Here is a 12414-nt window from a genome sequence, read left to right on the forward strand (position 1 = left end):
CTTACCACTATAAATGTAGTGTATTCCTATGGAAAATAGAAAAAAAGTTGCTTTTTATACGCTTGGTTGCAAATTGAATTTCTCAGAAACGTCTACCATTGCCCGAAATTTTAATGATGAAGGTTTTGATCGTGTCGATTTTGAAGATGTTGCAGACATATATGTCATTAATACTTGTTCTGTAACAGATAATGCTGATAAGCAGTTTAAGCAGGTTGTAAAAAAAGCAATGAAACTTAACGATAAAGCTTTTGTGGCTGCAGTGGGGTGTTATGCGCAATTAAAACCTGAAGAATTAGCGGCTGTTGATGGTGTCGATTTAGTTTTGGGTGCTACAGAAAAATTTAAAATAACAGATTATATTCATGATTTGAGTAAAAACGATATGGGTGAAGTTCACTCATGCGAAATCTCTGAAGCTGATTTTTATGTAGGAAGTTATTCTATTGGCGATCGTACACGTGCTTTTCTTAAAGTTCAGGACGGCTGCGATTACAAATGTACCTATTGTACAATTCCTCTAGCGCGTGGAATTTCTAGAAGTGATGCGCTGGAAAACGTACTGAAAAATGCTAAAGAAATCTCGGCTCAAAATATTAGAGAAATTGTTTTAACCGGTGTAAATATTGGCGATTATGGAAAAGGTGAGTTTGGAAACAAAAAACACGAACATACTTTTCTTGATTTAGTTCAGGCTTTGGATAAAGTTGAAGGAATTGAACGTCTTCGTATTTCATCTATTGAACCTAATTTATTGAAAAATGAAACAATCGAATTTGTTTCAAAAAGCAGAACTTTTGTACCACACTTTCATATTCCGTTACAATCCGGAAGCAACGATATTTTAAAATTAATGAAACGTCGTTATCTGCGTGAAGTTTATACAGATCGTGTTAATAAAATTCGTGAAGTTATGCCGCACGCCTGCATTGGCGTTGATGTAATTGTTGGTTTTCCAGGCGAAACAGATGAGCATTTCTTAGAAACATATCATTTCTTGAATGAAATGGATATTTCATATTTACACGTTTTTACCTATTCTGAAAGAGATAATACAGAAGCTGCAGATATGGCTGGAGTTGTTCCTGCTAACGTAAGAGCAAAACGCAGTAAAATGCTGCGCGGGCTGTCGGTAAAAAAGCGTCGTGCTTTTTACGAAAGCCAGTTAGGAACAAACAGAACCGTGCTTTTTGAAAGCGAAAATAAAGAAGGATATATTCACGGATTTACTGAAAACTATGTTAAGGTAAAAACGCCTTGGAATCCGGAATTGATAAATACGCTGCACGAAATTAATTTAACAAAGATTGATGAAGACGGAAGCGTACGCATGGAATTTCTAAATAAATTAGCAGAAGCATAAAAGCTTATCTAAATAAAAAAACAAAAGCCTCTTAAAAAAGAGGCTTTTATTTTTATAATTACTTCTGATCTTCAGAAATTATCAGTTTCAAAGAATTAATGTAATCCGTATCAAATTCTATAACTCTGATTTTTTCAGGATTGAATTCTAATTCGCCTCCAAATTGTCCTCTGGTATCCAGAAAATTAATTGTTAGTTCTTCATCTGTTAAAGCAATTAATTTTCCTAAATAAGCCGATTTTGCTGATTTTTTTGAAATTTGAAAAATACCGTAACGGCCGTCGATGAATTTTAAAATCGAATTCAAATCGCGAATCGGAATAATATCTTCGGCATTTGTTTTTAAACCTTTCAAACGGATTACTTTTTCGGTAAAAGCAAGATCCTGATCTCTGTGAACGGCTTCAATATTTTTGTTTCTTAGAATTACATAACCATCCAGAATAAAATCAACAGGATTGTTGCGAAGTAAAATCCAATCGTCAGAATAATCAATAAGAAAACCGGTAAAAATTTCTTTTTTATCCTGAAATTCGATGGCAATTAATTGTCTTAAATATTGTTCCATATTTTTTTTAATTTCAATTTTTAAATCCCAAATGTTGTTGAAATTCCAATCCCGAAGTCTCGGGATAAATTCCAAACTCTAATTCTTAAAGTTAGGCAATTGGAATTTGGAATTTATTTTTTTTGAAATTTAATTGTTAAGGATTAGTCGACCAAATGCTGCTGTTTTTAATAAAAACTCTTCGGTTTAATTTTAACTGTGCAATAATTAAATCAGCCATATCTTCAGACTGCATTACTTTTTCAGGATTTCCGTCTGTTAAGTTTAAGTCTTTTGCCATGTCAGTCGCAACGGTGCTTGGAGTTAAAGCCGTAACACGAATATTGTGTTTTCTCATTTCCTGCATCAAAGAATCAGTTAAACCTAAAACAGCAAATTTAGAAGCACTGTAAGCACTTGTTAATGCGTTTCCGTTTAAACCCGCAGTCGATGAAATATTAATAATATCTCCGGCTTGTCTTTCGATCATATTAGGAATCACGGCACGCGTTGTGTAATACGTTCCCATTAGGTTTACCTGAATGATTTTTTCAAACTGAGCAGGTTCTAATTCAAGGAATTTTCCAAAAGACGCAATTCCGGCGCTGTTAATTAAAATATCGATATGTTTAAATTGTGCCAAAGCTTTTTCTACAGCAGAATTAATAGAATTAATGTCAGAAACATCTGCTGAAAGAGCTAAAGCTTTTACACCAAGATTTGAAGCTTCGTCTGCCAGCTGATCAATGTCACTTTGGGTTCTTGAAATCAGAATTAAATTTACGCCCTCTTTTGCCAAAGCAATGGCAACGGCTTTCCCAATTCCTTTTCCAGCACCTGTAATAAGCGCATTTTTATTTTTTAAGTCTGTCATGATTTATGTTTTAGAAATGCAGAAAGCATCATTTTAAGTCCTACAAAAATAAAGTTTTTGAAAACTAAAATGATGCTTTTAATTGTTTTCTTAATCTAAGTTTAACAACTTTCTTATTCTTTTAAAACCATGTCAATACACATTACTGCTGCAAGGATTAATTGTCTAAGCGGACTGTCTGGTGCTACAGTTTCTTCAATTTGAAGCACATAATTATCAGCGCTTGTAAAAAACTCTTTTCCTAATCCTGCCCATTTTTTGTTAACCTGTGCAAGTTGTTTGTTTTCGTGTGAGAATTTAAAATCCCATCCTGTCCATTTTCCCTGTAAAGTTGCAGCAGGTTTTTCGTTTTTATCCAGAATATCAAATTTACCGCCAATAGAAAAGAACTTTTGTTTGAAGGTTCCAATTAATCTGTCTTTTTCGTCAAAAACTTCAACTGTAGAACGAAAAATTGCTACTCCTCTTTTTACAGAAATTAATTTTTCGCCAGAAGCGGTTGTGATTTCAATATTAAAAGGCGTTGCTCTTTTATAATCAGTAAAGCGAAAAACTTTAGTGAAAAAACCAAGATTGTTTTCTCGGCAGTTCATAATAATCTGATTCGTCTGCGGATCGTAAATGTCGTAGTTGTTTGCAGCTTTAAACATTCCGATATGTTCTTTAACTAAAAATAGATTTTGGCTTAAAATTGGATTCATACGTTTGTAATAATTTAGTGTTTCGAATAAAGCCCAAATGTAATATAATTTTTATTAATTATACTGTTTAGAAGTTTCAACAAGACGAATAAATTCGGCTTTGTAACCTTCGCTGTCGTTTGAATTTCCTTGTTTTGCCAATTTTAGAATTTCATCAGATGATTTATCAGCAATTAATTTTGAGTCTCTAAGTTTTAATCCAAACCAGGCAACGGCCGAACTGAATTTTAAATCATCACTTGCTTTATCTAATGCAACCGATTTATTATCAATTGTCTGAACCATTTCGATACTTTTTTCACCATCGGGTTTTTTATAGCGGAATTTTATTGTTGCTAATTCGCTGTTGTAATTATTCGAACTAGTTTCAGTTTTTGTATATTTTAATTCATCTGGCTGTACATTTAAATAATCACTTTTTACACCAGCCGGAATTATTTCATACAAAGCCGTTACAGTATGATTGCTTCCTAATTCTCCTGCGTCGATGGCATCATTTTTAAAATCTTCCGGACGAAGTTTTCTGTTTTCATAACCAATTAATCGATAAGCCTGAACTTGTTTTGGGTTAAACTCAATTTGAATTTTTACATCTTTTGCAATCGCAAACATGGAACCTTTAAACTCTTTTCCTAAAAAGCGATTAGCTTCCTGAATATTATCGATATAAGCATAATTTCCGTTTCCTTTATCGGCAAGCGTCTCCATTTTACTGTCTTTATAATTGCCCATTCCGTATCCTAAACAAGTTAGGAAAACGCCGGTTTTTCTCTTTTCTTCAATTAATTTTTCCATATCAGAATTAGAAGAACTTCCCACATTAAAATCACCGTCGGTTGCGAGAATTACACGGTTGTTTCCGTTTTTGATAAAATTTTCTGCAGCAATTTTATAAGCCAGTTCAATTCCTGCGCCTCCGGCTGTACTTCCTCCGGCCTGTAATTGATCAAGAGCGTCAATAATTGTTTTTTTCTCATCTCCAGAAGTTGGTTTTAAAACCATTCCTGCAGCGCCTGCATATACAACAATAGCAACTTTATCTTTAGGACGTAATTCGTTTACCAAAATTTTCATAGATTGTTTTAGCAGCGGCAGTTTATTCATGTCGCTCATTGAGCCCGAAACGTCAATTAAAAAAACAAGATTAGATGCCGGAAGATCATTTGTTGGAATATTTTTTCCTTGTAAACCAATTTTCAAAATTTTGTTTTTTGAGTTCCAAGGCGAATCACTCACTTCTGTATTAATAGAAAACGGATGCTGATCTTTTGGCTGTGGATAATTGTATTTAAAAAAGTTGACCATTTCCTCTACACGCACGGCATCTTTTGGAACTTCTTGTCCGTTATTTAAAAAACGTCGGATATTGGTATAAGACGCATTATCTACATCAATAGAAAAAGTAGAAAGCGGAGCTGTTTTTGGACTCTCAAAAGCATTTTCTACAAAAGTGTCATAATCTTCCTGAGTTGGTTCAGAAGGAATTGGTCTAATAATATTTAGTTTTTTATCCAATTCTTTTTCAGAAAGATCTTTATAGATTTCATTTTTTGTTACAATTACAACAGCACCGTTTGCAGCTGTGTTTCCGTAAAGTGATGTGGCAGATTCATCTTTTAAAACTTTAACTTCATTAATGTCATTTGGATTAATTTTTGCCATTTGATCTGCTTTTATTGTCACACCGTCAACAATATATAAGGGTTCATTTTTAGGAGCAGCAGATTCACCATTTTTCATAGACACACTTTGAGCCGGAGTATAATAATTGTTAGAAGCAATTTGAGCTATCGGAGCTGCGGCTCGAACCATCATTCGCGATTCTTTTGCCATTTTTCTTTTAGCTTTTGAAGATGCGTAACCCACCGTGACAACTTCTTGTAATTGATTTGCACTTTCTTTTAATATCACATTGATGACATTAGAATCTTTTACAGGGACGGTTTCACTATTCATGCCAACATAAGAAAAAACCAAAAGATCTCCTTTTTGAGCCTTAATGCTGTATTTTCCATCAAAATCTGTAGCGACAGATTTTTTTGTTTTTTTTATGTAGACACTAACGCCCGGAAGTGCCTGCGAATTGGTATCTGTAACAGTTCCTGTAATGGTTCTCTCTTGCGCCATGGTTACGAAACAAATAAGCATAGCAATGGCTGATGAAATAAGTTTTAGACTTTTCATGATAGTAAGTTTTTAAATTAATGTTCGGATTTTTTCTGCCAAAGCTTTTAAACTTTGGCAGGGATTTTTTTGAAGGCTATTTTTTCTGAGCCGGTTTTCCTGTTTTTGTGGTAATTATAACAACTCCTTTTTTTCCTTTTTCTCCATATTTTGCTGTGGCTTCTAAATCCTGCAAAATGGTTATGGTTTTTATGTCCTGCTGATTTAACGGCGCATAAGGACTGCTTGGATTTGTGCCGAATAAATCATTTTCAGAATAATAAATTCCGTCGATGATATACAAAGGTGAATCCAGTACAACGAGAGAATCTAGATTTTCGGCGTTAATATTGTTTAATTCGCCCTGAATCATTTTGTTTCTTTTTGCATCGTCGCTGTGTGACATGGCATTGCCGTTAATAACAACCAAAGGAGCGCTTTTTTTAGGTGCTTGTACTTGTTTTTCTGCCGGAATACTAAAAGTTTCTCTAGCGGCAGCTTTTTTTGCATATCCAAAACTTGGTTCTGTCTTTGATTTAGATCTGGCCTCAATTTTTTCTTCTTCATCTTTTGCTTCTTCTGCACGTATTGCAGCTGCTGGTGCTATAACTGCATCATAACTGGCAGCTTCAGCTTCGATTGGAGGAACAGAAGCAGCATTTGGCGCAGCTTGAATTTCCTGAATCGCTACATTTTTCTGTTCTTTAATCTGCTTGTCCAGAATTTTTACGGCTTCTTCTTTGGGAACTAATTGTGAATCTGCGGAAACTACGTCTTTATTTTTTTCTAAATCAGGATTTTCAATTGTTTCCTGAGTTTCTTCATTAACGACCACTTTAGGAGTTACAAGAATGTCTTTTTTATTTGTTTTTAAAAACTGATATCCTAAAGAGATTACTAAAAGGAAAGAAGCCGCTACAGCAATTTTTTTCCATAAAGAAATATTCTTTTTATCTACTTTTCTGTCAAGTTTGTCTTCAAGGCGCGACCAGACTTTTTCCATTCCCGGAAAGTCTTTGGTTTCTGCATTATCTGCAGCTTCCTTGAATTTGTTAAATATTTTATCTTGATTGTCCATGACTATTTTGCTTTTTGATAATACAATTTATTTACTAATTCCTTCAGCTTGGTTTTTGCTGCATTTAATTGTGACTTTGAAGTGCCTTCAGAAATATTAAGCATTGCCGCTATTTCCTTGTGCCCGAAACCTTCTATAACAAAAAGGTTAAAAACGGTTTTACAGCCGTCTGGAATATGGTTTAATAAATTGAGTAAATCTTCTTCTTCTAATGCGTTCATTTCATCTGTAAATGGCTGAGAAAGTACTTTTACATCATCAAGATACATGTTGAAATTGGTGTTTTTTTTGATGGATGCCAAACAGTGGTTTACAGTAATTTTTCTGGCCCAGGCTTCAAAAGCTTTTTCTTCTTTAAGCTGTTCTAATTTTGTAAATATGGTATAGAAAGCATCAGCAAGAGCTTCTTCGATTTCTTCTTCTTTCTTGAGGTATCGTTTGCAAACGCGATACAATTTTGGAGCCATATGCTCATAAACCTGACGCTGGGCATCACGGCTCATTTTTTTGCAGTTAGAAATTAGTGTTTCGTTTATCACAATTTTGGTCTTTAATTATAAAGAGAGATAAAAAGATAAAAAGGTTGGGACGAGGATGAAAAAAAGTTTTATTTTTTTATTTGTTTGTTCTGTAGAGACGCACTGCGGTGCGTCTAACGCCAGAGAATCCGCAATCATTTCGTATTCTAAATTTTATATTCGTTGCGTAGACGCACTGCGGTGCGTCTCTACGTTACTGTTGTAATCGAAATACTTTGCGAATCTTTGCGTAGCTCTTAGCGAACTTTGCGGTAAAATTTTGCACAAAGATTTTATCTTATCTGTAAGGTCAATTTATAAATCTTAGTTTCTAAAAGTTCTGTGTCATTGTCTTCGCAAAGCAAAAACTCGATTTTGTTATTTTCTTTTTTATAAAAAGTCAAGCCTTCAAATTTATTGGTTGAAGTGATTTTTTGCGTAAAATCGATTTTCATGGTTTTAAGATCGATTCTTCCAATAAAACTTCCCAGAATTTCTCCGTCGTCGTAAGTCGATTTTGTGTCTTCGGCAGTAGAAAGAAAATAGATTTTATCTTCAACTAAAACGGCATCGGTAAAACTGGAACGCACGCCTTTTATTTTTGGCAGTTTATAATTGGTGGCAACCAAAGCAAATTCGTCTCCCAGACTTTTAGCATGAATAGTAAAAATGGTGTTTTTGTTTGAAATTCCGTTGCCGCGATTAAATAAATACCAGTTTTCACCGTCAAAAACAGCACCTTCAAGATTAAAATCTTCGGGTTTTATAGAACCAAAATTCTGCATTACGGCATATAAATCTACCAGATTGTTTTTCTGTAAAATGGTTTTTGATTTTAAATCGAATTCAATCATTTTGTTTCGGTTTTCAGTAGAACCGGAACCAAAAACATAAAGCGTGTCGTTATGATGTGTTATAGATTCAAAATCTGGTTTTAAATTTTTTGGAATGTTTTGTGATGGATTGTCAATTAAAGCATGCTGATTTAACTGCTGATTCTGGATATTGTATTCGTATAAAAATCCGCTGTTATCGCCAATAACGTAAAGCGAATCGTTGTTTAAAAATAATCCTGATGCCGAACCGATTCCGATGATTTGAAATAATATTTCTAATGTGAATTTTTCCATGAATTGTATTTTGTAAAGTATTACGGTAAATAGCAGTCCCGATAGTAATCAGGATTCGTAAAATTACTATATTTATGATATTAAATGTTGAAATATGAAATCAATAGACCCGAAAGATTTTAAAGTTACAGATAAAATTAAGTTAAGTAAACTCCCAACTTTATTAAATGTCGATGCAGATGACGATGAAAAAGAAGAAAAACTGGATAAGGTTCAGGCGAAATTGAGCGACTTGCAGGATGTAATGTATGCGTACAATAAATATTCGGTTTTGATATGTCTTCAGGGAATGGATACTTCCGGAAAAGATAGTTTGATTCGTGAAGTTTTTAAAGAATTTAATCCGCGTGGTGTTGTAGTTCATAGCTTTAAAACTCCAAATTCAACTGAATTAGAACACGATTATTTGTGGCGTCATTATATTGCTCTGCCCGAAAAAGGAAAGTTTGCGATTTTTAACAGAACACATTACGAAAATGTTTTGGTAACGCGTGTGCATCCTGAATTTATTTTGGCTGAGAATTTGCCGGGAATTAATTCTGTTGATGATATAACGCCTAAATTCTGGAAAAACAGAATCGAGCAGATTAATAATTTTGAAAAACATATCGCTGAAAACGGAACCATTGTTATGAAGTTCTTTTTGCATTTGAGTAAAGAAGAACAGCGTAAACGTTTATTACGCCGACTTGAAGAGGAAAAACATAATTGGAAATTTTCGCCCGGAGATCTTAAAGAACGTGAACATTGGGATGAATATCATGAATATTATGAAGAAGCCATAAATAAAACTTCGACTGATCATGCGCCTTGGTACATTGTTCCTGCTGATGATAAAGATATGGCGCGATATATTGTTGCTAAAATTATCTGGGAAGAAATGAAAAAATACCCAGATATTCAGGATCCTGAATTAGATGAGGAAATTAAAGGTAACTTAGCCCTTTATAAAGAACAGCTGAAAAAAGAGTCTTAATGACTCTTTTTTTTTTGTAATTAATTTATTCAAAATAACATTTTGAAATTACCGTTGGTCAAAACAGAAATGCAGTTCGTCAAATTTATTATAACAGTGGTTTAGGTTTGTGCTCTTTTGCTTTTCGTTCGGAAATATTAAGACTAATTTTGAATACAATTTTTTACAAGTTATTTAGATGACTGCAATCTATAAAAATAAACATTGGCTGTTTTTAATCTTTTTTTGGAGTTTATTAGGTATTACCATTTGGGCACAAATGATCGAAAGCTACGATTTTTGGTCGGCTCTTATACAGGCTGTTTTAGTATTAATATGCTCTGTTTTTTTAGCGCATTTTTTAAGTGATATTTTACTTCCACGGGCGTTAAAGCAAAATAAAATGAATCAGTTTGCGGTACAGAGTTTTCTTATTGTACTGCTTTTGTCTCTTTGTCTGGCATTAATTTATACTGTTTTTACCGATGAGATTTCCAGAGACAGAACTTATCCTGATGATATTGGATTAAATTCTCTTCAGTTTTTATGTGCAAGATTTTTTGGAAGCATTCCGGCCGCTATTTTAATAAACGGAACGGCTTGCGGACTTCGGTTTTATCAGGAACATAATGTTATCGAAAAAAACCATGCACAATTACAGCGGGTTCACCTTGAAGCGCAGATTAAGATTTTGCAGGATCAGATTAATCCGCATTTAATGTTTAATATTCTCAATCATATTCATATTCTCATGCAGAGCAATGTGCAGCTGGCATCGGTTTTATTGGTTCAGTTTTCAGATATTCTTCGGTATCAGTTATATGAATGCAATAAAGAATATGTGCCCTTACATCTTGAAATTAAATACTTGAAAGATTTAATTGCTGTTGAAGAAACCCGCTGGGGAAATGAATTAGAGGTTAAAAGTAAATGGAATATCGAAGACGGACAGCTTCAAATCGTGCCGTTGCTTTTGGTGCCTTTAATAGAAAATGCTTTTAAACATGTTTCCAGACTTCCTAATCACAAAGGATATGTACATGTATTGTGTGAGCAGATAAATCATCAGCTGTATTTTAAAATTGAAAACTCGCATACAGAACAATATAAAAAGCTGAGTAAAAATCAGGGACTGGGTCTTGAAAATGTAAAGAAAAGGCTCTCGATTCAATATCCTGAAAAACACGAATTGAATATTATAAAAACAGATTCTGATTTTACGGTTACGCTGGTTTTGGATTTAAAATAGAAGAGCAGATAAATTAAAAAACATCAAAAATATGACGATCAAATGTCTTGTTATCGACGATGAACCTATTGCCAGAAACGGAATAGCTGATTTTATTTCTAAAATTGATTTTTTAGAAGTTGTAGATACTTGTGCTTCGGCATTAGAAGCGACTTCGCATCTTCAGGAAAAGCAGATTGATTTGATGTTTTTAGATATCAACATGCCTTATCTTACCGGATTAGAATTTCTGGAATCTTTAGATAATCCGCCTTTGGTTATTTTTACAACAGCATATTCTGAACACGCGATGGACGGATATCGTTTACAAGTTGTAGATTATTTACTAAAACCTATTACATTTCAGCGATTTTATCAGGCTTCTTTAAAAGCAAAACAATGGCACCAAATGATTCAGTCTCCAAAGCAAAATCAATTAGATCCATTTTTGTATGTGCGTCAGGAAGAAGGATTTCAAAAAATTTCGTGGATTGATATTTTATATATTGAAGGAATGCAGAATTATGCCAAACTTCATTTTAAAGATAAAGTGATTGTTATTCATCAAACGATGATTTCGTTAGAAGAAACACTTCCTGCCGAAATGTTTTTTAGAATTCATAAATCCTTTTTAATCAATATTACACATATAGATTCAGTTTCCGGCGGCCGATTATTTATTAAAGGACAAGAACTACCTATTTCAAGAACACGCCGTGAAGCATTATTGAAAGAGGTAGTTTATAAAAATTTATTAAGCAGATAATCTTAGAATTTCCATTTTAGGGCTATTGCACCATAAAAGGTTGTTGTAAATCTAGGATCGGCAATATCTTTTTCTCTAAAAATATCTTTAATTTTTCTGTTAGTTGTAGAAAAACTGCGAAGTAAAGTTGTTCCGGCTGTAGGCTCTAAAGTCCAATGTTCGCCAAACTTAAGCTGAGGTCTTAAACCGGCAATTATCTGCTGATAACCTAATAATGAAGATTTGTTTCCAATTTTGGTTTCTGCTGTCATACCGCTTATTTCACCCACAAGTTTTAAATCTAAATTATCATACATTCGATAACCTAATTCTACGCCTTCCGGAAAAGCCACTTTAAAATGGAGCGCTCCTTGAGATTCCCAATTAAAATAAATTCCCGGCAATACCATTGGCACACCAAAACTATTGGTTAAAACCGGTCCCGCGCCCAAAGCCAGATTAGGATTAAATTGTTTGATAAAAATAACACCGCCTTGTATTAGAACATCATCTTTGTTAATTTCGACCATATCAGTATAAACACCAACAGAAGCCATTACTAATAAAGACCAGGATGAAGAAATAGATCGTAAATGTTTAATACCAATTTGTGTGTTTAATAATTCATTTGGAAATCCGCCCTGATATTCTACGGGAAGGTCCTGAATATTGTAGTTTTTGTTTCCCATTCGGGCATAACTTCCATTAATAACAAGCGACCAGAGTTTTGGATGATTGTATTTGTCCATTTCTAAAGAAAGAGGCACTTCAAATGTCAGCTGAGCTCTTTTAAAATTGCTTTCTGCATTTGTTTTCGTACTGTCTATAGGACGTACATATTTGGAAAACGGAACGTAATCGACTTTAAACTCACCCGAAATTCCAGATTGTGATTGTGCAGCTGTAGAAGTTAGTAAAATGATAAAAAGCTGCGATAGATAAAAAACTGTTTTGCTCATGATTTAGATTAATTTTTAAGCGAATTTCTTCGTTCTTAATCAATCTTAAAAAATCATTTGACTAATGGTAATTCTGTTTTGACCAATGGTATAAAATACAAAACCCGGAAGACTATGAAAACTTCCGGGTCTGTTACCAAAAACAAAAAAATA

12 protein-coding genes are annotated in these 12414 nt (G+C 33.8%); 4 read left to right on the forward strand and 8 right to left on the reverse strand.

What is annotated here, in order from left to right; all coding sequences use genetic code 11:
* Positions 1–28 precede the first annotated feature (28 nt).
* Positions 29–1363, forward strand: coding sequence for a tRNA (N(6)-L-threonylcarbamoyladenosine(37)-C(2))-methylthiotransferase MtaB (mtaB, locus tag ABD859_RS16340; protein WP_345145662.1), 1335 nt, complete (start codon positions 29–31; stop codon positions 1361–1363).
* Between the two features lie 58 nt (positions 1364–1421).
* Here the strand turns inward: mtaB and ABD859_RS16345 are convergent, their stop codons facing one another.
* The 7 genes from ABD859_RS16345 to ABD859_RS16375 all read right to left on the reverse strand — a co-directional run bounded on the left by ABD859_RS16345 (position 1422) and on the right by ABD859_RS16375 (position 8374).
* On the reverse strand, positions 1422–1931 hold the full coding sequence (locus ABD859_RS16345; RefSeq protein WP_345145663.1) for a hypothetical protein: 510 nt from the start codon (positions 1929–1931) through the stop codon (positions 1422–1424).
* Between the two features lie 136 nt (positions 1932–2067).
* Positions 2068–2784: a 3-ketoacyl-ACP reductase gene (locus tag ABD859_RS16350; RefSeq protein ID WP_345145664.1), complete on the reverse strand. Its 717-nt coding sequence runs from the start codon at positions 2782–2784 to the stop codon at positions 2068–2070.
* Positions 2785–2897: 113 nt separating this feature from the next.
* Positions 2898–3485, reverse strand: a complete 588-nt coding sequence (locus ABD859_RS16355) for an LURP-one-related/scramblase family protein (RefSeq protein ID WP_345145665.1) — start codon at positions 3483–3485, stop codon at positions 2898–2900.
* Between the two features lie 54 nt (positions 3486–3539).
* The gene (locus ABD859_RS16360) at positions 3540–5669 is read right to left on the reverse strand and encodes a vWA domain-containing protein (RefSeq protein ID WP_345145666.1); all 2130 of its coding nucleotides are present in this window, start codon (positions 5667–5669) and stop codon (positions 3540–3542) included.
* A 76-nt stretch (positions 5670–5745) separates the two neighbouring features.
* Complete coding sequence (locus ABD859_RS16365) at positions 5746–6726, reverse strand: hypothetical protein (RefSeq protein WP_345145667.1); 981 nt, start codon at positions 6724–6726, stop codon at positions 5746–5748.
* A 2-nt stretch (positions 6727–6728) separates the two neighbouring features.
* Positions 6729–7229 (reverse strand): RNA polymerase sigma factor, encoded by a 501-nt coding sequence (locus ABD859_RS16370; RefSeq protein ID WP_345145668.1) that lies wholly within the window; start codon positions 7227–7229, stop codon positions 6729–6731.
* A gap of 308 nt (positions 7230–7537) precedes the next feature.
* The gene (locus ABD859_RS16375) at positions 7538–8374 is read right to left on the reverse strand and encodes a DUF6929 family protein (protein WP_345145669.1); all 837 of its coding nucleotides are present in this window, start codon (positions 8372–8374) and stop codon (positions 7538–7540) included.
* A 94-nt stretch (positions 8375–8468) separates the two neighbouring features.
* On the opposite strand from ABD859_RS16375, the gene ABD859_RS16380 reads away from it, so the two are divergent.
* The 3 genes from ABD859_RS16380 (at position 8469) to ABD859_RS16390 (ending at position 11323) form a co-directional block, all read left to right on the forward strand.
* Entirely contained in the window at positions 8469–9350 is an 882-nt protein-coding gene (locus ABD859_RS16380; protein WP_345145670.1) for a PPK2 family polyphosphate kinase, read from the forward strand.
* 178 nt (positions 9351–9528) lie between these two features.
* On the forward strand, positions 9529–10578 hold the full coding sequence (locus ABD859_RS16385) for a sensor histidine kinase (protein ID WP_345145671.1): 1050 nt from the start codon (positions 9529–9531) through the stop codon (positions 10576–10578).
* Positions 10579–10609: 31 nt separating this feature from the next.
* Positions 10610–11323, forward strand: a complete 714-nt coding sequence (locus ABD859_RS16390) for a LytR/AlgR family response regulator transcription factor (RefSeq protein ID WP_345145672.1) — start codon at positions 10610–10612, stop codon at positions 11321–11323.
* Between the two features lie 2 nt (positions 11324–11325).
* Here the strand turns inward: ABD859_RS16390 and ABD859_RS16395 are convergent, their stop codons facing one another.
* Positions 11326–12261: a DUF6268 family outer membrane beta-barrel protein gene (locus ABD859_RS16395; RefSeq protein ID WP_345145673.1), complete on the reverse strand. Its 936-nt coding sequence runs from the start codon at positions 12259–12261 to the stop codon at positions 11326–11328.
* Positions 12262–12414: the final 153 nt, after the last annotated feature.

This window comes from Flavobacterium ginsengiterrae (genome assembly GCF_039539785.1).
Lineage (GTDB): Bacteria > Bacteroidota > Bacteroidia > Flavobacteriales > Flavobacteriaceae > Flavobacterium > Flavobacterium ginsengiterrae.

What these genes read in the sequence shown, in the direction of transcription:
- mtaB (WP_345145662.1), top strand. Translation starts at nt 29, where the DNA reads ATGGAAAATAGAAAAAAAGTTGCTTTTTATACGCTTGGTTGCAAATTG.
- ABD859_RS16345 (WP_345145663.1), bottom strand. Translation starts at nt 1,931, where the DNA reads ATGGAACAATATTTAAGACAATTAATTGCCATCGAATTTCAGGATAAA.
- ABD859_RS16350 (WP_345145664.1), bottom strand. Translation starts at nt 2,784, where the DNA reads ATGACAGACTTAAAAAATAAAAATGCGCTTATTACAGGTGCTGGAAAA.
- ABD859_RS16355 (WP_345145665.1), bottom strand. Translation starts at nt 3,485, where the DNA reads ATGAATCCAATTTTAAGCCAAAATCTATTTTTAGTTAAAGAACATATC.
- ABD859_RS16360 (WP_345145666.1), bottom strand. Translation starts at nt 5,669, where the DNA reads ATGAAAAGTCTAAAACTTATTTCATCAGCCATTGCTATGCTTATTTGT.
- ABD859_RS16365 (WP_345145667.1), bottom strand. Translation starts at nt 6,726, where the DNA reads ATGGACAATCAAGATAAAATATTTAACAAATTCAAGGAAGCTGCAGAT.
- ABD859_RS16370 (WP_345145668.1), bottom strand. Translation starts at nt 7,229, where the DNA reads ATGAGCCGTGATGCCCAGCGTCAGGTTTATGAGCATATGGCTCCAAAA.
- ABD859_RS16375 (WP_345145669.1), bottom strand. Translation starts at nt 8,374, where the DNA reads ATGGAAAAATTCACATTAGAAATATTATTTCAAATCATCGGAATCGGT.
- ABD859_RS16380 (WP_345145670.1), top strand. Translation starts at nt 8,469, where the DNA reads ATGAAATCAATAGACCCGAAAGATTTTAAAGTTACAGATAAAATTAAG.
- ABD859_RS16385 (WP_345145671.1), top strand. Translation starts at nt 9,529, where the DNA reads ATGACTGCAATCTATAAAAATAAACATTGGCTGTTTTTAATCTTTTTT.
- ABD859_RS16390 (WP_345145672.1), top strand. Translation starts at nt 10,610, where the DNA reads ATGACGATCAAATGTCTTGTTATCGACGATGAACCTATTGCCAGAAAC.
- ABD859_RS16395 (WP_345145673.1), bottom strand. Translation starts at nt 12,261, where the DNA reads ATGAGCAAAACAGTTTTTTATCTATCGCAGCTTTTTATCATTTTACTA.